The 21,198-nt window shown below is 70.9% G+C and carries 15 protein-coding genes; 4 read left to right on the top strand and 11 right to left on the bottom strand.

The features are described 5' to 3' along the window. Nucleotides 1–25: 25 nt before the first annotated feature. The 7 genes from AB0F98_RS12750 to AB0F98_RS12720 form a co-directional block, all read right to left on the bottom strand. The gene (locus tag AB0F98_RS12750; RefSeq protein WP_357733250.1) at nucleotides 26–2,014 is read right to left on the bottom strand and encodes a BTAD domain-containing putative transcriptional regulator; all 1,989 of its coding nucleotides are present in this window, start codon (nucleotides 2,012–2,014) and stop codon (nucleotides 26–28) included. Between the two features lie 126 nt (nucleotides 2,015–2,140). Then, entirely contained in the window at nucleotides 2,141–2,620 is a 480-nt protein-coding gene (locus tag AB0F98_RS12745) for a sigma-70 family RNA polymerase sigma factor (RefSeq protein ID WP_357733247.1), read from the bottom strand. A gap of 159 nt (nucleotides 2,621–2,779) precedes the next feature. Continuing rightward, complete coding sequence (locus tag AB0F98_RS12740; RefSeq protein WP_357733244.1) at nucleotides 2,780–5,596, bottom strand: BTAD domain-containing putative transcriptional regulator; 2,817 nt, start codon at nucleotides 5,594–5,596, stop codon at nucleotides 2,780–2,782. A 121-nt stretch (nucleotides 5,597–5,717) separates the two neighbouring features. Next, nucleotides 5,718–7,220, bottom strand: a complete 1,503-nt coding sequence (locus AB0F98_RS12735; protein ID WP_357733241.1) for an MFS transporter — start codon at nucleotides 7,218–7,220, stop codon at nucleotides 5,718–5,720. A 198-nt stretch (nucleotides 7,221–7,418) separates the two neighbouring features. Continuing rightward, nucleotides 7,419–8,540 carry an aldo/keto reductase gene (locus AB0F98_RS12730; protein ID WP_357733238.1) on the bottom strand — a complete coding sequence of 374 codons (1,122 nt, stop codon included), beginning with the start codon at nucleotides 8,538–8,540 and terminating at the stop codon, nucleotides 7,419–7,421. Nucleotides 8,541–8,911: 371 nt separating this feature from the next. Continuing rightward, the gene (locus AB0F98_RS12725; protein ID WP_357733235.1) at nucleotides 8,912–9,694 is read right to left on the bottom strand and encodes an NAD-dependent deacylase; all 783 of its coding nucleotides are present in this window, start codon (nucleotides 9,692–9,694) and stop codon (nucleotides 8,912–8,914) included. 37 nt (nucleotides 9,695–9,731) lie between these two features. After that, nucleotides 9,732–10,667 carry an RNA polymerase sigma-70 factor gene (locus AB0F98_RS12720; RefSeq protein WP_357733233.1) on the bottom strand — a complete coding sequence of 312 codons (936 nt, stop codon included), beginning with the start codon at nucleotides 10,665–10,667 and terminating at the stop codon, nucleotides 9,732–9,734. Between the two features lie 177 nt (nucleotides 10,668–10,844). Here AB0F98_RS12720 and AB0F98_RS12715 point away from each other — a divergent pair, with 177 nt between their 5' ends. The 4 genes from AB0F98_RS12715 to AB0F98_RS12700 all read left to right on the top strand — a co-directional run bounded on the left by AB0F98_RS12715 (nucleotide 10,845) and on the right by AB0F98_RS12700 (nucleotide 12,792). Beyond that, a complete protein-coding gene (locus AB0F98_RS12715; protein WP_357733230.1) occupies nucleotides 10,845–11,330 on the top strand; it encodes a carboxymuconolactone decarboxylase family protein in 486 nt (161 codons plus the stop codon). Between the two features lie 176 nt (nucleotides 11,331–11,506). After that, nucleotides 11,507–11,773 (top strand): hypothetical protein, encoded by a 267-nt coding sequence (locus AB0F98_RS12710; protein ID WP_357733228.1) that lies wholly within the window; start codon nucleotides 11,507–11,509, stop codon nucleotides 11,771–11,773. 5 nt (nucleotides 11,774–11,778) lie between these two features. Continuing rightward, complete coding sequence (locus tag AB0F98_RS12705; protein WP_357733225.1) at nucleotides 11,779–12,015, top strand: hypothetical protein; 237 nt, start codon at nucleotides 11,779–11,781, stop codon at nucleotides 12,013–12,015. A gap of 108 nt (nucleotides 12,016–12,123) precedes the next feature. Then, on the top strand, nucleotides 12,124–12,792 hold the full coding sequence (locus AB0F98_RS12700; RefSeq protein WP_357733222.1) for a hypothetical protein: 669 nt from the start codon (nucleotides 12,124–12,126) through the stop codon (nucleotides 12,790–12,792). Here the strand turns inward: AB0F98_RS12700 and AB0F98_RS12695 are convergent. The 4 genes from AB0F98_RS12695 to AB0F98_RS12680 form a co-directional block, all read right to left on the bottom strand. Beyond that, the gene (locus AB0F98_RS12695) at nucleotides 12,789–12,980 is read right to left on the bottom strand and encodes a hypothetical protein (protein ID WP_357733219.1); all 192 of its coding nucleotides are present in this window, start codon (nucleotides 12,978–12,980) and stop codon (nucleotides 12,789–12,791) included. The genes AB0F98_RS12700 and AB0F98_RS12695 overlap by 4 nt on opposite strands. Nucleotides 12,981–13,033: 53 nt before the next feature. Then, nucleotides 13,034–14,494, bottom strand: a complete 1,461-nt coding sequence (locus AB0F98_RS12690) for a family 43 glycosylhydrolase (protein WP_357733216.1) — start codon at nucleotides 14,492–14,494, stop codon at nucleotides 13,034–13,036. 11 nt (nucleotides 14,495–14,505) lie between these two features. Next, nucleotides 14,506–17,049, bottom strand: coding sequence for an alpha-L-arabinofuranosidase C-terminal domain-containing protein (locus AB0F98_RS12685; RefSeq protein ID WP_357733213.1), 2,544 nt, complete (start codon nucleotides 17,047–17,049; stop codon nucleotides 14,506–14,508). Nucleotides 17,050–17,136: 87 nt separating this feature from the next. Next, nucleotides 17,137–21,189: a family 43 glycosylhydrolase gene (locus tag AB0F98_RS12680; RefSeq protein WP_357733210.1), complete on the bottom strand. Its 4,053-nt coding sequence runs from the start codon at nucleotides 21,187–21,189 to the stop codon at nucleotides 17,137–17,139. Nucleotides 21,190–21,198: the final 9 nt, after the last annotated feature.

The raw sequence follows: 21,198 nt of genomic DNA, 5'->3' as shown, positions 1-21,198 counted from the left end.
GGCGCCCATCGGCGTCGCGTCCGGGTCACCGGTTCCGGCGCGGCCGGTCGCGGACCCGCTCGACCGCGGCATCGCGCTCGGCGGCGTCGTCGTGCTCCTCCCCGAGCTCCACGGCGTAGGCGCGCAGCAGGTCATGCATCCGCCACCGGCCGTCGTCGGGCTCGACCAGCAGCTGCGCGCCGAGTTCGGCGAGCAGGGTACGGGCGGAACGCAGGGACAGGCCGCCCAGCGCGGCCGCCGCTTCCACGCCGAGCTCACCGCTCGGGTGCAGGGGCAACAGCCGGAAGAGTCGAGCTGCCTCGGGAGACAGGGCCCGGTACGACCAGGAGAAGACCGCCGCCAGATCGGCGTGCGCATCCCCGAAGCCGGTCAGCCGACCATCGGCCTCGGCCAGTTCAGCGGCGACCGCGGGCAGGCTGAGCCCGCGCCGGCCGACACCGCGGGTGGCGACCAGCGCCAGGGCCAGCGGCAGCCGCCCGCACCGTGTGACGATCTCGTCGACGGTGGCCGGGTCGGCGGTCGCCGCGTCGCCCAGGCGGCGGACGAGCAGCTCGTGGGCCTCGGCGCCGCTCGGCAGATCGAGATGCAACGAGTGAGCGCCGCCCGGGCCGGGCACGCCGGTCATCCAGCGACGGCTGGTGGCGATGACGAGGCTGCCGCCGGTACCGGGCAGCAGGTGGCGGATCTGTTCCCAGTCGCGGCAGTTGTCGAGCAGGATCAGCATCCGGCGCTCGGCCAAAATGCTGCGGTAGAGACCGGCCTGGGCGTGCAGCTCGGCCGGGATGGCGCTCGGTGCGACGCCGAGCGACCACAGGAAGCCGCGCAGCGCCTCCGCCGGCGTCATCACCGAGTCACCGGAATCGAAACCGCGCAGGTCCGCGTGCAACTGCCCGTCGGGGTAGCGGGCGGCCGACCGGTGAGCCAAGTGCACCGCGAACGTGGTCTTCCCGACGCCGGGCATCCCGTCGATGACCAACGCGCTGGTCGGCGGGTCCGCAACCAGTAGCTCCTCGGCGGCGGCCAGCGCGGCCCGGCGGCCGGTGAAGTAGGGATGATCGGCGGGCAACTGGGCCAGCCGCTCGGCCCTGGCCGGCCGCGAAAACGCCAGTTCGGCGGGTGCCCATGATTCGGCCTCCACGCGGCCCGGCGGCGCGCCGCGCCGGGTCGGGCGGGTGATGGCGGCCTGCGCGCGGGCAGGTGGCGCACCGGGCCGTACGAGGGTGGGTGCGGCGGCGTGCGGTGACCCGGGGCCGGCGGCCGGAGTGTGGTGGCGGAGCAGGCTGTCCCGCGCCGCGCGCAGATCGGCGCCCGGCTGGATGCCGAGTTCGTCGGCGAGCCGGTGCTCGATGTCGGCATACGCCGCCAGGGCCTCGGCCCGCCGGCCGTCCGCGGCGAGCGCGAGCAGCAGCCGTGCCTGCAGCGCCTCGTCCAGTGGCTCGCACTCGGCGGCCGACCGGATCGCGGGCAGCACCGAATGGACGTACCCGGCCCGCAGGGCGGCATCGGTCGCCGCCCGGGCGGCCGCCGACCGCTCGCCGTCGACCGCGACGAACTCCGGATGAGTCCGGCCACCGGACTGCAGGCCCGAGGCGCACCGGTCACGCCACAGTGCCAGCGCCTCCCGGTAGAGCTCGACGGCCGGCTCACCGGAGCTGTCCGCCGCCTCGGCCACCAACCGCCGGAAACGTCTCAGGTCGGACGACTCCCCGTCGATCCGCAGCCGGTACCCGGCGCCGTCGCGGATCAGCACCGAGCCTGCCGCCCTCGTCGGCAGGTCCGGCTCGAAGCGCCGCCGCAGCACCCCGACGTGCCGGTGCACCACGTTGACCGCGCTGGGCGGGGGATCGGACTCCCAGAGCAGGTCGACGAGTTCGGCGACGCTGACCGTCCCGCCGCCCCGGACGAGCAGCAACGCCAGGATCAGCCGCTGCTGCCGGGTGCCCAGGTCGATCTCGGACCGGCCACGCCAGGCCCGGATCGGGCCGAGAACTGTGAAGGACAGCGGGCTGGTCATCGTGATGCGATCCAGGTGGGGCCGGTTGCCAGGATCGCCACAGCGTGGCAGGACCCGCACCCCGGATGGGGTCCGCGTCGCGGCGATGTGAGCTGGGACTCTGCCGACCGGCAGAGTCATCCCTGTTCAGGCCGCGTTGAGACCGCTGCGCAGCGCGCGCAGCGCATAGTGGGTCCGGGACTTCACCGTGCCGATAGGCAACCCCAACCGGCCCGCCACCTCCTCCGGCGACCGACCCACCAGGTAGACCTCGGAGAGCAGGCTGCGCTGCGCCGGGCTCAGTCGCCCGAGCGCGTGCCGCATGGCGTACGACGCCAGCGCGCTGCCGGTTGTGTCGTCACCAGCGGGAATCCAGCTCATGTCGACGAGGTGGACCTCGGCCGGGCGGCCCCGCCGCAGCCGGACGCCGTCGATGACGAGTCGCCGGGCGACGGTGAGCAGCCACCGGCGGGCGGCCTCGGGCTCGGCCGGTACGGAGTCGAGGTGCCGCCAGGCCCGCAGCATCGTCTCCTGGAGCAGATCCTCGGCGGCCTGTTGTTGACCGTGCGTCAACAGGAGCAGGAGACGCAGCACGGCACGGGCATGCTCCGCGTGCAGTGCGGTCATGCGCTCGGCCCGGCCGGCCGGCGGTTCATCGGATGCCCGGAGCACGGTCTACCCCCACAGGCAGGAACAACGGCGAGTCGAGGCCCGAGCCTAGGGACGTGGGATGAGGTTGGACTGACGTGTGAGTGCGAATCGAGTGCCGTCGCCGATCGCAGTCGGTCACGGACGTGACGTGACCGCCGCGAGCAGGCCGGTCAACCGTCGACCGGTGCGGGTCTGGGCGTACGGGATCAGGGCCAGCGCCTCCCGCCACGCCCGTACCGCGGCGTCCTGCCGACCGGCGGCGGCGAGGGCGTCGCCGAGCAGCGCCAGCACCTCGGCGGCCGGCGCCGGCGCCGAGGCCTCCTGGTAGGCGAGCGCCGCCTCGCGCCAGCAGTCGACCGCGGTGTCGAGCTCGTGCCGGGCGTGGTGCGCCCGGCCGAGCACCTCCCACGCCTCGGCGATGCCCAGCCTGTACTGCGCTCCGCGCGACAGCGCCATCGCCTGCTCCGCGCAACGCATGGCCTCTTCCGCCCGGCCCAGCTCGGCGTTGCTCGCGCCCATGACCGCCAGTGAGTCGGCGAGCAGCCTGTCGTCTCCGACCGTCCGGGCCGGTCCCAGCGCCGCGGAGACCGCCCGGACGACCTCTTCGTGCCGTCCCTGCGCGCCCAGGATCATCGCCCGGTTGATGTTGGCCCGGATCAGCTCGCCGAGCAGACCGAGCCGGCTGAGCAGTTCGACCGCCTGGTCGAGATGCCCGAGCGCAATGTCGTGTTCGTGCCGGAAGTAGGCCGCCCCGGCCAGGCTTCGGTGCATCCGGGCCTGCCCGACCAGGTCGCCGCCGGCCCGGGCGGCATCGAGGGCCACCTCTCCGGTCGTCGTCCAGTCGACCCAGCGGCCGCTGAGGTCGAAGAACTGCTGCATGCCCAGGGCGAGCTGCCACGCCTCGGTGTGCCGGCCCTGCCGGGCGGCCCGGCCGACCAGCGCGGTCAGGACCTGCCGCTCGGCGGCGAACCAGCGCATGGCGTCGCTCTGGTCGGCGAAGCGCAGCGGGGTCTCGCCCGGCCCCGGCTCGATCATCGGGTGGTACTCGGAGGTCAGCAGCCGCCGGTGTGCCTGGTAGCTGGTGGCGCGATAGAACTGCAGGCAGCGCAGCTCCGCGGCGGCGCGCTCGGCCGGACTGTCGTGCTCCTCGCCGAGTTCCGTGGCGTAGGCCAGCAGCAGGTCGTGCGTGCGGTAGCGGCCCGGCCGTTCCTCGCTGATCAGGTGCGCGCGACTCAGCTCGCCGACCAGCGCCCGACCGGTGCGCAGCGAGACGCCGGCCAGACCCGCCGCCCCGGCGACCGAGATGTCGGGCCCGGGATGGATCGGCAGTAGCCGGAACAGGCGCGCGGCCGGAATGGAGAGTGCCTGGTAGGACCACGAGAAGACGGCCCGCAGCCCGGTCTGCGGGTCGTCGCCGTCGAAACCGTCCAGACTTGCAGGCGCTTCGGCCAGCTCGGCGGCGATCTGCGCCGGTGCTGTTCGCGGCCGGGCCGCTGCGCGGGCGGCCACCACGGCCAGCGCGAGCGGTAGCCGCCCGCAGCGGGCGATGATGGCGTCGATCGCGGCCGGGTCAGCGGCGACGTGGACGTCGCCGAGCGGGCGCAGGAGCGCCTCGCGGGCCTCGTCGAGGCTCGGCAGACCGACCGGCAGCGGATGCGCGCCGGCCGTGGTCAGCAGCGTGCTGAGCCGGCTGCGGCTCGTGACGATCACCAGACAGCCGGGGCTGCCCGGCAGCAGGTGCCGGATCTGTTCGGCGTCCCGGCAGTTGTCGAGCACGATGAGCAGGCGCCGGCCGACAAGGCTGCTGCGGTACAGCCCGGCCTGCGCGTGCAGCTCGGCGGGAATCCCGTCCTGCGGTACTCCGAGCGAGCCGAGGAAGCCGCGCAGCGCCTCGGTCGGGCTCATCGCCGGCTCTCGCCCGTCGTATCCGCGCAGGTCGACGTAGAGCTGCCCGTCCGGATAGGCGGCGGCGAACTCGTGCGCGAGGTGAACGGCGAGGGCGGTCTTGCCGATCCCGGGCATCCCGTCGATCGCGAGCACCGTCGGTCCGCCCGGACGGGTCACCAACGCGCGTGCCTCGGCGACGAGGTCGTCGCGGCCGGTGAAGAAGGGCAGGTCCGGCGGCAGCTGCGCGGGCCGGGGGAGCGGCGCCGGCGACACGGGACGCGCCGACGGGGTGCGTTGGTGCAGCAGCCGGTCGTACGCCTCCCGCAGTTCCTCGCCCGGATCGATGCCCAGCTCGTCGGCGAGCCGGCGGCGCACCACCCGGTACGTCTCGACGGCCTCCGCCTGGCGGCCGTCGGCGGCCAGGGCCAGCAGCAACCGGCTCTGTAGCGACTCGTCGAGCGGGTGCAGTTCCGCGGCCTGCCGCAACGGCCCCAGTACGGCGCTCATCCGGCCGCAGCGCTCGGCGGCGTCCGCGGCCTCGCGCACGGCCTGGGCGCGTTCGGCTTCCAAGGCGAGGAACGCGGGATGCAGGCGGGAGGCCGGCTCCAGGCCCGCGGCGCACCGGCCGCGCCACAACTGCAGCCCGTCGAGGGAGTGCCGCAGCGCCGACTCCGGATCGCCGTCCTGCAGACGCCGGCTGGCGAGCCTGCTCAGCGATCGGAATTTGAGCAGGTCCAGGGACTCCTCGTCGACGCGTAACCGATAGCCGGAGAGTTCCCGGGGGATGTACCGTCCCGCCGACCGGGTGGGCAGGTCCGGCTCGAGCAGGCGACGGAGCACCCCGACGTGCCGGTGTACGACGTTCGCGGCGCTGGCCGGTGCGTCGTCGTCCCAGAGCAGGTCGACCAGCTCCGTCAGGGAGACCGGTGAACCGGCTCTGGCCAGCAGCAACGCGAGCACGAGGCGCTGCTGGCGGGCACCCAGACGCAGTTCGGTGTCGGCGCGGACGACTCTGATCGAGCCGAGCACCGAGAAGCCGATCGTCTCGTCCGACTCCGCCCGCACACGGGAAACGGTAACCGGCCGATCCGTATCGAAGCCTGCGGCCACTGGACCAGGGGAATGGCCGGAGGTCCTGCTCGCACCCGGGTACGAGCAGGACCTCCGGCCGATCCGGCTGATGGCGTCAGTGTGCGAGTGCTGCCGCCGGGACCTCGTGGTCCCCGCCTTCGTCGCCGGCCGGGGCCGTCGAACCGCCCTCACGCCTGGCGTTGACGAACACGACGACGATCGCGGCCGCGGCCAGCATCACGCCGACGGTCCACCACATCGCGGTGACGTAGCCGTGCACCGCCGCCTGGTTCGCCAGTTGCGCCGTCGGTTGGCCGTTGAGGTGCGTGGCCAGCCAGGCGGCGGTCGAGCTGGCGGCGACGGTGTTCAGCAGCGCGGTACCGATGGAGCCACCGATCTGTTGCGAGGTGTTGACCATCGCGGATGCGATACCCGCGTCGCGCGGCTGCACCCCGTGTGCGGCCAGGTGCATGGCGGTGATGAAGCCTACGCCCAGTCCCAGGCCGAGCAGGGCCATGCCGGGCAGGATCAGCAGCGGGTACGAGCTGTCGATCTTGAGCTGGGTCAGCAGCAGCATGCCGAGCGCCCCGGCCAGGAAACCCGGTGCCATCAGCACGCGCGGCGCGACCCGGTGCAGCAGGCGCGGTCCGATCTGTGCGGAACCGATGACCAGGCCGATCACCATGGGCAGGAACGCCACTCCGGTGAGAACCGGCGACCAGCCCTTGACCACCTGCAGGTAGTAGGTGATGAACAGGAGCAGACCGAACATGCCGATCACGGCGATACCCAGCCCGAGGAAGGCCCCGCCCCGGTTGCGCTCGGTAAGTACGCGCAAGGGCAGCAGTGGCGCCTTGACGACGGACTCCACGACCGCGAACGCGGCCAGCAGCACCACCGCGGCGGCGAACGAGCCCAGCGTCCAGGCGGCCGTCCAGCCGTCGGACTCGGCCCGGGTGAACCCGTAGACCAGGCTGACCAGGCCCAGGCTGGCCAGCAGCGCGCCCGGGATGTCGAGCCGGTTGGTGTTGCGCGAGTGCGCGGCGTCCCGGATCACCAGTACGGCGCCCACTCCGGCGACCAGCGTGATCGGCACGTTCACGTACAGGCACCAGCGCCAGTCCAGGTACTGGGTGAGCACCCCGCCGAGGATGAGGCCGAGCGCGCCGCCACCACCGGCGACGGCGCTGAAGACGCCGAACGCCTTGGCGCGCTCACGTACCTCGGTGAAGGTCACGGTCACCAGGGAGAGCGCGGCCGGGGCGAGCAGGGCGGCGAAGAAGCCCTGAAGTGCCCGGGCGCCGAGCAGCATGCCGGTGTTGACCGAGAAGCCACCGATCGCGGAGGCGACAGCGAAACCGACCAGGCCGACCAGGAAGGTGCGCTTGCGGCCGGCGATGTCGGCGATCCGGCCGCCGAACAACAGCAGGCCCCCGAAGGCCAGTGTGTAGGCGGTGATCACCCACTGCCGGGTGCCGTCGGTGAAGCCGAGATCATGCTGTGCGGCGGGCAGCGCGATGTTCACGATGGTGGAGTCGAGCACCACCATGAGTTGGGCGAGCGAGATGAAGAGCAGCGCTGTCCAGCGTTTTGGATTAGCTGCGACTTCTGCAGACACGGATAATCCCCCGTAGTACGTTAAAAATTGATAAATCGACAGCAGCGGGCACGAACTCGTCCGCGTGGCGTGACTGGCAGCCGTGCTGAGCCGGGCTGCCGACGATGTGCCCGGGTGGCGGTGGCGGAGTTGGCCGGCCCCGGTGCGGCTGACCGGGGCCGGCGCAGGTCCTGACGACAGGTGTCGCCGCGCGCGGTGCTACGCCACGTTCGGCGTGGCGAGGCCGCCCTGCTGCGGAACCCGGGTCGGGGCGAACATCTCCTGGATCCAGTTCGGGTACGCCGTGGGCAACGCGCTGACGGCGTCGAGCTCGGCCAGATCCTGCTCGGTCAGGGTCAGCTCGGTGGCGGCCACGTTGTCCACGAGCTGCTCCGCCTTGCGGGCACCGACGATGACACTGGTGACGGCCCGCTGGGCCAGCAGCCAGGCGAGCGACACCCGGGCCGGGCTCACCCCGTGCCGGGCGGCGACCGCCCGGACGACGTCGAGCACGTCGTGACCACGCTCCCGGTCGATCGGCGGGAACTCGTAGCCCGCGGCGTGGCGCGAGCCGGCGTCGGTGACGCCGTCACGGGTGACCTTGCCGGAGAGGAAACCGCCGGCCAGCGGGCTCCACACGGTCAGGCCGACGCCCTGCGCCTCGGCCATCGGCACCAGCTCCCGCTCGATGTCCCGCCCGAGCAGGGAGTAGTAGACCTGCGCCGAGACGAACCCGGCCTGGTTGTGCTGCGCGGAGATGCCCAGGGCCTGGCTGATCTGCCAGGCGGCGAGGTTGGCGCAGCCGATGTAGCGGACCTTGCCCTGACGGACCGCGTCGTCGAGCGCGCTCAGCGTCTCCTCGATCGGGGTCAGGTGGTCGAACTGGTGGATCTGGTAGAGATCGATGTGGTCCGTACGCAGTCGGCGCAGGCTGTTCTCCAGAGCCCGCATCACGTGCAGCCGGGACAGCCCGTTGTGGTTGGGCCCCGCCCCGGTCGGCGAGTACAGCTTCGTCGCCAGTACGACATCCTGCCGGCGTTGCTTGAGGGACTGGCCGAGCAGATCCTCGGATTCCCCGTCGCTGTAGAAGTCGGCAGTGTCGATGAAGTTGATGCCCGCGTCGAGTGCCGTGCCGACCAGGCGATCGACATCCTCCTGCCCCAGGGCGCCCAGACTGCCCCAGACCGGATGCGTCGCGCCTCCGAACGTCATCGTGCCCAGTGAAATCTCGGAGACCCACACTCCGGTACGCCCAAGTAGGCGGTATTTCATCGTCTGCTCCTCGTTGATCGTCGAGCCCGGCGAGCTGGTGGGCAACCGCTCACCGATCCGGGCCAGCATCGTCGGACATAGTGTCGAGACAGGGTGTCCGATGAAAGGCTACACCGCCGCGTCGGCGGGCAACCACGGCTGAGTTGGCGTGCTGTCGGACAGGCGCCGTGGCAGCCACTGCCCGGCGCGATCCGGTGCCCGGATGAGGGCGGAACGCGGAGTTAATCCCGATCGTCATTGACCGAGGCGGGGAGTTCCGTGCCCGATCAGCACGAGAGGTCGCGTTTGCTCCGTACCCGCGACCCGGTCGACCGGCCGTCCGCAGTGACGCAGCAGACTCGCGAGCGCGTCCCCCAGCGTGCGGGCCGAGGTCGGCGCGCCGGACCTCGCCCGAGCACCCGCCGGCCGCACCCGCACACCTCGTCAGTGCTCCGCTCCCGTCAGGTCTCGACGGTCTCCTGCCACGCGCTCGCGACCAGAGCAGGGAGGACGTGTGCCGCGGTGCCGCGAAGGTTGATGGTGGCGACCCGATCGAGTGGGGTCGGCTCCGGATTGACCTGGATCACGGTGGCACCGACGCGTGCGGCGACCCCGGGGATCTCGGCGGCCGGGTACACGACACCGGAGGTGCCGACCGTCAGCAGCACGTCGCACGCCGCCGCGGCTTCGACCGCCGCGGTCAACGCCGCCTCGGGTAGCGCCTCACCGAACCACACCACGCCCGGGCGAACGAGCGCCGCGCAGCTGGGGCACCGCGGCGGCGGGACCCGGCGGCCTTCGTCCGGCGTCGCGATCTCGCTCACCGGTGCGAAGGTGGCCGGGTGAGCGGCCGCGACGCACCGGGGCGCGAAGAGGCTGCCGTGCAGGTGGATCACCCCGTGGCTGCCGGCCCGTTCGTGCAGATCGTCGACGTTCTGCGTGACGACGCTGCACTCGGGGGCCCGGTTCTGGATGATGCTGATCGCCCGATGCCCGGCATTCGGCTCGGCCCGGGACACCCGCGCCCGCCGCCACTCGTACCAACCCCAGACCAGATCCGGGTCGGCGTGGAACGCCTCGGCGGTGGCGAGCCGCTGAGGATCGAACCGCGCCCACAGGCCAGTGAGATCGTCGCGGAAGGTGGGCACGCCGCTCTCGGCGGAGATCCCGGCGCCAGTGAAGACGACCACGCGGCGGGCGTCGCCGAGGAGCTCACCGGCCTCACGCGGCAGAGCGCTGTCCATGCCTAGACATCCTGCCATCGGTGTCGGCCGGTCGGCCTCAGCGGCGAAGCGGCGCCTCCCGATCCATGTGCGACAGCTTCTCGGGGTTGCGTACGGCGTAGAGCCCGGTGATCAGGCCGTCGTCCACGCGTAGCGCCACGACGGTGTCGATCTCGCCATCGAGGCGGAGGATCAGCGCAGGGTGGCCGTTGACCTGTGCCGGCCGCAGCTCCGCGAGCCCGGCGATCCTGCCCAGCCCGGCGGTCAGCACGCGAGCCACCTTGTCGGCCCCCAGGATCGGCCGCAGTACGGCCTGCTTGATGCCGCCACCGTCGCCCAGGAGAACGACGTCCGGCGCGAGGATGTCGACCAGGCTCTGCAGATCGCCCGTTTCGACCGCCCGTTGGAACGCATCGAGCGCGTCCCGGGTCTCGGCCACGGAGACCACGCCGCGCGGCCGACGGGCCGCGACGTGTGCCCGCGCCCGGTGCGCGATCTGGCGGACCGCCGCCGGGCTCTTGTCGACGGCTCCCGCGATCTCGTCGTACTCCAGATCGAAGACCTCACGCAGCACGAACACCGCGCGCTCGGTCGGCGTGAGCGTCTCCAACACCAGCAACATCGCCATCGACACGCTCTCGGCCAACTCGATGTCCTCCGCCACGTCGGGCGCGGTCAGCAGCGGCTCGGGCAACCAGGAGCCGACGTAGGACTCCCTCCGGCGACGGAGCGTACGCAGCCGAACGAGTGCCTGGCGGGTGGTGATCCGGACCAGGTACGCGCGCTGGTCCCGTACGGCGTCGAGGTCCACCTCCACCCACCGCAGCCAGGTCTCCTGCAGTACGTCCTCCGCGTCGGCGGCCGAGCCGAGCATCTCGTAGGCCACGGTGAACAGCAGGTTGCGGTGGGCGAGGAACGCCTCGGTGGCGGCGTCCGGGCGGTCGTCGGCGCTGCTGCCACGATCGTCGGATGCGGTCTGCGACGTGCCGGCCATGGGTGGCTCCTGTTCGCTCTCGACGGGGTCACCCACCAGATGCCGAGACCCGTCGTTCTGTGACACCCGGACGGTAGCCAACCGTCCGGCTGTGGCGCGCGTCACCTGCTGTCACAGGGATCCGTTCGTCGGCATCTCGTGTTCGTCCAGCCCAACACCACGAGTAAGGACGACGCGATGAACACCCGATTCAACATGTTCGACAACGAGATCGGCATCAGGTTCGCCAAGCGGTTCGCCAACGCAGGCACCGCCATCCACCAGTCGCCGCTGCCGAAGTCCACTCAGGAGCTGGTCTCGCTGCGCGCCAGCCAGATCAACGGCTGCGGTTGGTGCATCGACATGCACACCAAGGAGGCCGCCGCCGCCGGTGAGACCGCTGTCCGGCTCAACCTGGTCGCTGCGTGGCGCGAGTCGACCGTGTTCACCGAGGCCGAACAGGCCGCGCTGGCGCTCGCCGAAGAGGGCACCCGGCTCGCCGACGCCCACCAAGGCGTGTCCGACGAGACCTGGGCCCAGGTACGCAAGCACTACGACGACGACCAGGTCGCCGCGCTGGTGTGCCTGGTCGCCCTGATCAACGCGGCGAACCGGCTCGCCGTGATCGTGCACCAGCAGGGCGGCTCCTACGAGCCCGGTGCGTTCGCCAACTGGTCGAACTGAGCGGCGTGCGGTTCCCGCCCGGCAGGATCGTTCGATCCGGCCGGGCGGGAGGCCGCCCTGCCCGCCAGTGGCGTCGGCCGGACCACGTCCCAACCCAGGCGCCGGCGTAAGGTCACCCACGTCGATGCCATGGGGGTCGGCGACTGCCAGGTTTGGCGGCGAGGGGAGGCCGGCAGGTGGGGGACAACAACCCGGAGCCGACACCGCTGCGCTACGACCAGACGGGTCTGCGCGGACGGCTCGCCCGAGTCCTCGTCGCGGAGCCGACCGACGAGATCGACTGGCCGGCGGACCTGCCGGCCGGGATCGAGACGGTCGTCATCCTCGACGACGAGCCCAACCCGCATCACTCTCTGCGGGTGCACCCGCCCGGCGATCCCACCCGCGTAGCGTTGGTGGTCTTCGATCAGCTGGCGCTCCATGATGATGCCCAGGAGGGGTGAGGACGATGGATCCGCGGCGCATAGAGCTCAACCGGCGGCACAGCCGGGAGATGGGGCGGCTCTTCTCGACATTCCTCGACGCTCACCCGGATGTCGAGTCCGAAGTCGACGGAGCGCAGATGACGGCGGCCCAAGAGGCGGCGTGGAGCGCCTACAGCGCCGAGATTCTCGGCCGGCATCAGGCCGAGCGATCCGCGCTCGCCGACGTGATCGAAGCCGAGCAGCGGCTCGGCGACCGCTGACCGGCACGCGGCATCGGAGCGACAGTCAATTCCTCGTCATCCCGGCGCAGGTCGCGCGATCGACGTCCGTTACTTGCCGCGAAGCCTCACATCCGTATGCTCTCGGGGGTGACCGCGCCATCCCCCGGCACCGCCAACCAGGCTTCCCCGAACGGCCCACGCTCCAGCATGATCGTCGTGATCGGTGGTGAAGGACCGTCCCCTGGCCGCCCGGCCTGGTTGCTGATCGGGCCGGCGCTCACCGCACTGCTGGGTGTCTACCTGCTCGCCATCACCTTCGGGTCAGGCGGGACCGCGATGCGGATGGACATGGATCTGCCGGCCTCGGTGATCCCCTGGAGCTTCGTCGCCTACCTGCTCCCGGCGCTCCTCGCGGTTCCGGTCGGTTACCTGCTCGGCCGGCGATGGCCGACCACGATGGCGCTGCCCGCGGCCGTCCTGCTGATCCTCGGAACGCTCCTGACGACACTGGCCCCGGGCAGCGGCTCCCTGCTGTTCGCCCGCGTGCTGACCGGGATCGGGGCCGGTCTCGCCTGGGGCGTCACGGCAGCGTTGGTCGCGCAGATGGGGGCACGTCGCGTCTGGCTGGCGCCTCTCATCGGTGGCATGGCGGTGCTGGCATTGGGTTTCGGGGCTGCGTCCGGGATGCTCTTGACGCGGGGGCTCACCTGGCGGATGCCGTTCCTGCTGGCGGTGCCGTTCGAGGGGGTGGCGGTGCTGGCCACCACCGTGACCGGGATCGTCATGCTGACGCGGAGCCACCCGCGAGGCCACTAACTGTTTCCGCGGTACCGGCGTTCGCGGTGCACGGTCCGCAGCCCCATCCCGATCGCTACCGACGCGGGCGCGACGATCCACCACCCGCTCGGCCGAGCCCCGAGCAGGTGAAGTGCCAGGTAGCAGAGCGCGAGGATTCCGGCGAACAGCGCGAGGTCGTATAGACCTCGGCGAACATTCGGAGACATGGCAACGAGCGTATCCGCGCGGGCCACGACCGCAATGTCTGGCTTCTCGCGTCTCAGCTGAGCCAGAAGGTCGACTTCGCGCGGGACGCTCTCCCCACCGTCAGGGCACCCTTGTCGTGGTTGACGTAGCTGCCCGGACTGCCCGACAGCTCCAGCGAGACGGCATTGCTGTTCGCCAGGCCAGGCACTCTGCGGAAGCTGGCCTGCGCGCCGAACGCGTCGCCGTCCTGCACCGGCTCGATGCGCAGGCTCGTCCCGTCGACCCGCCAGTAGCGGTCCGGGAAGTTCACCGACTGGATCGAGACGGTGCCGTCACCGGCGAACCCGGGTACGAACCGGAACTGGGAGTCGGCGAGCTCCCGTACGTGCGGATCGACCCGCAGCTCGTACGCGTAGTGACGTACGAACGACGACGTGGCGTTAGCGGGCGACAGCCGTACGATCGGGCCGCCTCTGCCCACCGGCACCCCGAACAGGGGAGTGCCGTCCGCGTGCCAGTAGAGGCGCTGCGCACGGGCGTGCCGGTTCGGGTCGTAGAGCGGATCACCGACGATGTCCCGGTAATCCCGCGCGTGGTAGACGAGCACGTCGGTCTCACCGTCCTCGGCGACGGTGAAGCTGTTGTGCCCCGGGCCGTACTGCCGCGTCTGCTCGGTGGTGGTGAACACGGGGTCGGGGTTCTTGCTCCAGGTGGCCGGGTCGAGCAGGTTGGCGCGGGCGTCCGCGGTGAGCAGCCCCATGCAGTAGCGGGCGTCGGTGGCGCTGGCCGAGAAGCTGACGAAGATCCGGCCATTGCGTTTGATGACGGCCGGGCCCTCGTTGACCCGGAAGCCCTGCACCTCCCACGACTTGGTGGGCGTGGCGATGCGCGCCGGATTCCCGGTGATGGTGAACGGCGAGGTCATCCGGGCGATGTAGAGGTTGCTGTTGCTGCTGATCTCCGGCTCGCTCTGCGCCCAGATCAGGTAGCGCTCCCCACGGTGCTCGAAGGTGGTGGCGTCGAGCGCGAAGCTGTCCCAGGGCGTGACGATCTGCCGCGGCGCCGACCAGCCGCTGACCTCGCGGGGGTCGGCGGCGGTGGACTCCATGACGTACATGCGGATCCGGAAGACGTTGTCGGAGTCGCCGGCGGCGAAGTAGAGGTACCAACGCTCGTCGATCCGGTGCAGCTCGGGGGCCCAGATGTGGCCGCCCATCTTCCCGCTGGCGGGACGGCGCCACACCACCGCCTCGGCGGCGTCGCCCAGCCCCTCGATGGTCGGTGCGGCCCGCACTATGAGCCGGTCGTACTCCGGCACGGACGCGGTGAAGTAGTAGCGGCCGTCGGTGCGGGGTGTCACGAACGGGTCGGCCCGCTGCCACACGAGGGGATTGGTGGTCGGAGCGCCGTAGACCTCGGCGTCGGTGGGCGGCGCCGCCCAGGCGTTTCTGCCTCCGGTGGGGAGGACCAGCCCGGTCGCGGCCACGCCGAGGCCACCGCGCAGGAGGGTACGTCGGTTGAGAGGGGGATTCATCGCTGCTGCACCTACTTCGTCTGAACGCGGATGAAGGTCACCGAGTACGGCTCGAAGGTTCGGGTGAAGGTGGGCGCGACGCCCTTGATGGTGCTGGTCACCGGCTTGATGAGCTGGGCCGTACGGGTGTTGAGCTCCTCCGGGTCACCGCTGATGACGGTCATCTGCGCCTTGCCGGCGACGTGCACACCGGAACCCAGGTTGATCGTGGTGCGGGCCGGGGCGGCCTGCGCGTTGACGACCTTGACGATGAGTTGGCGGGCGGCGACGTCGCGGGTGACGACCTGGGCGAACGGCTCGGTCACGGCGTTGTCGTCGAAGCTGCCCCACACCTGCCCGTCGAGCAGCAGGGTGACCTTCGTGCCGCGGATCTGGACGGTGATGTCGTAGGTGCGGCCGGTCTCGATGGTGTTGGGCTTGGCGATCAGCGTGGTTTTGCCGCCGTTCACTGCCTTCTCCACCGCGCCCTGGGTGTTGTTCCAGCCGCCCAGGTTCCACCAGTAGTAGTTGCCGGTGTCCTTCACCCCGAACCCGACGAGGAACCCTTCGGCACCGGAGAGCTTGGTCGCCTTGACGTCGAGGTCGTAGTCGCGCCAGTTCTCGTCGCCCGCCTCGACCATGGTGTTCTCGGCGGCCGTGTCGGACTGGACGTAGCCGCCGTCGACGACCGACCAGGTGCCGCGGCCCGCGATCGGGGTCCACTGCCCGGCACCGGCGGAGAAGTCGTCGTGGAACAGTTCAGTGCCGTCGGCCGCGGTGACCGCCACGTCGTCGTACCGCGCTGCGGTCCGCCAGGTGGAGAGCCCGACCGCCCCGGTGACCGGCTCTGGTGTCCGCACCGAGCCGGTGGAGGTGCTCGGCACCACCCGGTCACCGACGTTGTTCATGAACAGCTTCTGGACCTCGTAACTGGCCGAGCCCCACGACTGGTCGTTGTCGAACCAGATCATGTCCGGCCGCCACTGGACGTAGTCGATGTTGGCCAGCAGGGGAGCGTAGGAGGCCATCGTCACCACGTCGGCGTTGCGCTCCAGGCCGGTCAGGTACGCGCCCTCGGCCAGCGCGTTGTAGAGCTTGTTGTCCTGGGACGCGTACTCGCCCAGCCACACCTTGGCGCCCGAGCGATCGTAGCTGTCGTAGCGCTTGTTGTTCTGCAGGAACCAGTCGGGGCTGTTGTAGTAGTGCTCGTCGACCATCTCCACCCCGTTGGCACGGTTGAGTTCCCACGCCCGGTCGAAGGTGGCGCCCATGTCGTCGGGCCCGGAGTTGCTGATGACCGTGATGTTCGGGTACCGCGCCTTGATCGCGTCGCGGAACTTCACGAAGCGGGCCATGAAGGCGTCGGGCAGGTTCTCCTCGTTGCCGACCTCGAGGCGGTCGAGGCCGAACGGTTCGGGATGGCCCATCGCCGCGCGCTTCGCGCCCCACGTCGAGCTGGCCGGGCCGGTGGCGAACTCGATGAGGTCGAGGGTGTCCTGGATGTGTCGTTGCAGCAGCGCCTCGTCGTCGACGGCCCGGTTCTGGCCGCAGCCGGTGACGAGCGCCGGCACCACCGGCACCGCCTTCGCGCCGATGTCCTCGGCGAACTGGAAGTACTCGTAGTAGCCGAGGCCGTAGGACTGGTTGTAACCCCAGAAGTTCGCGTTGGTGGCCCGCTCCTCGACCGGCCCGACCGTGTCCTTCCACTGGTAGGCGCGGGCCCGTTGGTATCCGCTGGCGGCGTCGTAGCCGTACATGCTCCCGGTGTTCACGATGCAGCCGCCGGGGAAGCGCACGAAGCCCGGGCGCAGCGCGGCGATCTTCTCGGCGAGGTCCTTGCGCAGGCCGTTCGGGCGGCCCTTGAAGGTGTCGCGGGGGAAGAGCGACACCATGTCGAGGCGCAGCGTGCCGGTGCCCGCGGCCTGCACCGCGAGGCGAGCCGCGTCGGTGGTGCCGGTGGCCGTGAAGGTGCCGGTGTACCGGCGCCAGCTGTCGCCGCGCACGCTCACCCGCGCCGCCGTGGCGTACGTCGTCGTCCCGGCCTGGTCGCGCAGGCTCACCGTCAACGGGGTGCCGCCGGCGGCGTCGGTGCGGGCCCAGACCGAGAAGTCGTACCTCTTGCCCTTCTCGAGCGCGATGCCGGTGTTGTAGCCGGCGTTCTGCACGCCGTAGGTGCCGGCGCCGTTGTTGGTGAGTGTCAGCTTCAGGTAGGTGCGGTTGCGCTCGTTGAGCCGGGCGTCGTCGTCGACCGTGGCGGCGGCGCCGCTGCCCCCGGCGGAGGAGACGGCGCTCCAGGCGGTGAGGCCGGTGTAGGAGCCGTTGTCGACCGGGAGGTATTCGAAGGACCGGTTCTGCACGAGCTCGGCGTAGAGACCGCCGTCGGCGGCCCGGTTGATGTCCTCGAAGAAGACGCCGTACATGTCCGGGTCGATGGCCGGGCCGGTGCCCTCGGCGTCGACGTTGATCATGTAGTCGAGGGCGGCGGCCTCGTCGGCGCCGAGGGCGGGGGCGTTCGCGCTCAGCGCGACTACCACGATTCCGGTTACCACGCCCGCGACGATCCGGTGCATACGCATGGGTGATCGGCCTCCAGGTGAGCGGTGGGGTGCGACGGCGGATGGGCGGAGGCGGGCGTCAGAGGATGCCGACGCCCGCCCGCGGGGTCAGGGCGCCAGCGGAGGGACGCTCTCGAGTGTCGGGACGACTCGCGCGATGGTGCCGTCGGCGTTGAAGCGCAGGCGGTCGATGGTCACCTCCCGGTGGGTGCCGTCGCCGCCGGGGATGGCGAAGCGATGGTAGGCGATGTACCAGTCGTCGGTGCCGGGTACCTGGACGATGCTGTGGTGGCCGGTGCCGAGGATGCCGAGGCCGGGGTCCTTGCTGAGGATCTCGCCGTGGTTGACCAGGCCGTCGGCCATCGGGCTGGTCGCGGTGGCGTAACCGACGCGGTAGTTCTCGCTGCGGGTGTCGTCGATCGACCAGCTGAGGTGATAGGTGTCGCCACGCCTGGCCATGAACAGGCCCTCCCGGAAGCCGGTCAGGCCGGTGATCCGCTTGACCTTCGTGGCGTCGTACGAGGTCATGTCGGGATTGAGCGGGACCACGTAGGCGTTGCCGTTGCCCCAGTAGAGGTAGCTGCGGCCGTCGTCGTCGGTGAAGACCGCGGGATCGATGGCCTGGCCCCCGTCGGGGTTGGCGGCGACGAGCGGTTCGCCGATCGCGTCGACGAACGGGCCGGTGGGGGAGTCGGCGACCGCCACACCGATCTTGGCATCCGCGCAGAAGTACAGGTAGTACTTGCCGTTCTTCTCGATGGCCGCCGGTGCCCAGGCCCGCCCGTCGGCCCAGGACACGTACGGGCCGAGGTCGAGGATGGTCGGGTGCTCGGCCCAGTGGACGAGGTCCTTGCTGGACCAGGTCTTGAAGGTGGTGCCGGACCATCCCGGGTAGCCGTCGGTGGTGGCGTAGATGTAGTAGGTGTCACCGAAGCGCACGATGTTGGGGTCGGCGTTGTAGCCGGGCAGGACCGGGCTGTTCATGGTGACCGCCTTGACGGTCCAGGTACGGCGGCTGCCGTGCTGGCCCTTGACGGTGTAGGTGACCGGCTCGGTGAAGTCCCGCTTCACGCCGTTGCGCGGGGTGAGGTGGGCACGTTCGGCGATCCCGAACTCGGGCGCCAACGCGGTCACGTCGGTGCCCGGCTCGACGGGCAGGGTGATGGTGCTCGTGTCGCCGTCGATGATGGCCGGCACCTTGAGGGCGTCCAGCTCGACCGAACCGATGGCGGTTTCGTTCCCGGGAAGGGCGAGCACCTGTTCGGCCGACAGGCCGCGGTTCCACAGCGTGAAGCTGCGCATCCGGCCCTGGAAGTAGCGGTCGGCCGCGAAGAGGGAGCGGCCCAGGTAGTTGGCGGTGGTGATGCCGCCACCGAGGTCGCCGGGCCTCGTGGTGACCCCGCTGTTCCGGGCCACCTCGACCCCGTTGTCGTAGAGGCGGGCCACCCCGCCGGCCAGCGTGTAGGTGATCGTGTGCCAACCGCCGCGACCGAGGTCGCGGCCGGCGCCGGTGTTCTGCTCGGTCGAATAGGTGCCGTCCGCGATGGCAGTGCGGTACGCGTTGCCCGTGGTGAACAGGTAGCCGTTGCCGGCGCCGTTCGTGGTGTTGCCCAGCCCCCAGATGAAGTACGGGGTGGCCTGCCCGGGGTCGACCCAGACCTGGGCGGAGACGCTGACGTCGGACAGACCGGTCAGCAGGTTGTCGGGCAGGTCGACATACCCGTCGTCGCCGTCGAACGTGAATGCCTCGCTGCCCCGGGTGACTCCGCCGCGGATGACGGCGTCGCGGCCGTTGCCGGAGATGTCGGCCACGGTCGTGCCGTCGCCTCCCGCGAGGCGGTAGTCCACGATGACGCCCTGCTTCGTGGCCGGTGCCGGTGGGGGGCCTTCCCGGAGGCGCTCGAGCTCGGCCCGGGTGACCGGCAGGACGGTGCCGTGCCGGGGGTGCGCCGGCAGGTCGTAGCCGGCCGACAGGGTGAACCGGCCGCCGTCGAGGTCGGTGGTCTCGAACGGCACGTAGCCGCGCCCGCCGAACTCGTCGACGAAGAGGTACCACTTGTCCTCGGTGTTGCTCTTGAAGATCGTGGGGCCCTCACCACGGGAGATCCCCTCGCTGTCCTCCGTCGCCTTGCCGATGCAGTCCTGGACGAAGTCCCAGCTCGGGTCGCGCAGCTGGGTCGACTTCTCCTCCAGGATGAACTTGCTGCACGGGGTGCTGGAGGTGTTGTTCCGCTCGTCCTTGGTGAAGCGGTAGTAGGTGCCGTCGTGCTCGACCACTGTCGAGTCGATGACCGAGTACCCCGGGTCGACCCACACCTGCGGCTCGCTGAAGGTACGGAAGTCGCGGGTGGTCGCGTACATCATGCGGTTGTAGGTGTCGCCGGTGTGGGCGGTGTCCTCCGGTGCGTACAGCTTGGAGGCCCAGAAGACGACGTACGCGCCGATGGTGTCGTCGTAGTAGGCCTCGGGGGCCCAGGTGTTCCCGGCGGTGTCGGGGGAGACGCGTACGTGCCGCTGCTGCGACCAGTTCACCAGGTCGGTCGACTCCCACACCTCGATGTACTTGCTGCCGGTGCGCTGGGCGGCGTCCCAGTCTCCGTTGCCGTAGATCTTCAGGTCGGTGGCGATGAGGTAGAACTTGTCGCCCTCCGGGCTGCGGATGATGAACGGGTCGCGTACACCCCCGTCGCCCTCGTTGGAGGTGAGGACGGGACGGCCGCCGTTGAGCTCGTCGTACTTGAGCGGGTCGTTGCCTCGGCTGGCCGCGAAGTAGATCTGCTCCCCGTCGGCGGTCCCCTCACCGGTGAAGTAGGCGAACGCATACCCGTCGAGCTGCTCCTTCTTCGGCAGCGGGAGGACGGTCAGCGTGAAGTGGCGTAGGGCGCTCGCCCGGCCCTTCGTCGCGCGTACGGTCAGGCGGGCCTTGGCCGCCTTCGATCCGTGCTTGGGGCGGGTGACCTCGCCGGTCTTCGTGACCACGCGGGGGTCCTTCGCGGTCCAGGAGAAGGTGACGTCCCGCTCCCCCTTGGTGGGCAGGGTGATGTTGCCCCGGACGGCGTCCTGGTCGTGGATGACGATGGCCGCGAGGGCGTCGTCGACCTTCTTGCGGTCGCTGAGGTCCGCCACGACGGTGACGGCGAAGTCACGGGTGACGCGGTGACCGGCGTAGGTGACGGTGGCGGTCAGCGTGACGGTGGCAGCTCCGGAGCCGGGCGCGGGCCTGGTCACCACGCCGGCGTTCGACACCACCGCCGGATCGCTGGACACCCAGGTGACAGTGGAACCGCCGGCTCCCTGGGTGGGAAGGCTGAGGTTCTCGGTGACCGCGGTGGTGTCGCCCAGGTCGAGGGCCGCCGCGTCGTCGGCGGCACGCCCGGTGGCGGTCTGCTCGCCGAGGGCGTGGGCCTCTTCGGCGGTCACCGCCCGGTCGTAGATGCGGAAGTCGCGGACCTGACCCTTGAGGTACCGGTCGGCCGCGTAGACGGAGCGGCCGAGGTAGTTGGCCGTGGTGCTGCCGCCACCGATCGTCGCGGGCGTCAGGGTGACGCCGGACGTACGGGCCACCTCGACGCCGTCCTCGTACAGCACCGCCGTGCCACCGCCGAGGGTGTAGGTGATGGTGCGCCAGCTGCCGCGGGTGAGATTGCGTCCCGTGGTGACGGTCTGCTCGGTCGTCCAGTTGCCGCTCGCGATCGAGGCGCGGAAGGCGTTGCCGGTGGCGAAGAGGTAGCCGTTGCCGACGCCGTCGGCGCCGGTGTTACCGAGCCCCCACACGAAGTAAGGTGTGGCCTGGTCGGTGGCCACGTTGACCTGCACCGACACGGTGACTCCGGTGAGTCCACGCAGTACGTCGTCGGGCAGCCGCACGTGGCCGTCGACACCGCCGAGGCGCAGGCCGTCCCGGCCCTGCCAGGTCGCGTCGCCACTGAGCGCGCCGTGGCGGCCGTGGCCGGAGCTGTCCGGCACGGTCGTGCCACTGCTCTGCGTGAGGTCGTAGCGCAGGACCAGGCCGTCATCGATGGTGTCCGCCGTGCTGGACGGCGCCAGGGCCACGATGCCGACCAGGCCGGTGACCAGCGTGGTGAGGCCGGCGAGCAGTCGGCGACTTCGACGACGGGCGGGGTGGCGTGCCGGGCGAAGCGGGAGTGGCGACGGGAACATTGCCGGGCT

This window comes from Micromonospora sp. NPDC023737, assembly GCF_040639715.1.
Taxonomy (GTDB): domain Bacteria; phylum Actinomycetota; class Actinomycetes; order Mycobacteriales; family Micromonosporaceae; genus Micromonospora.
The sequence above is the reverse complement of the archived record's forward strand: the minus strand, read 5'-3'. Positions and strand labels throughout refer to the sequence as shown.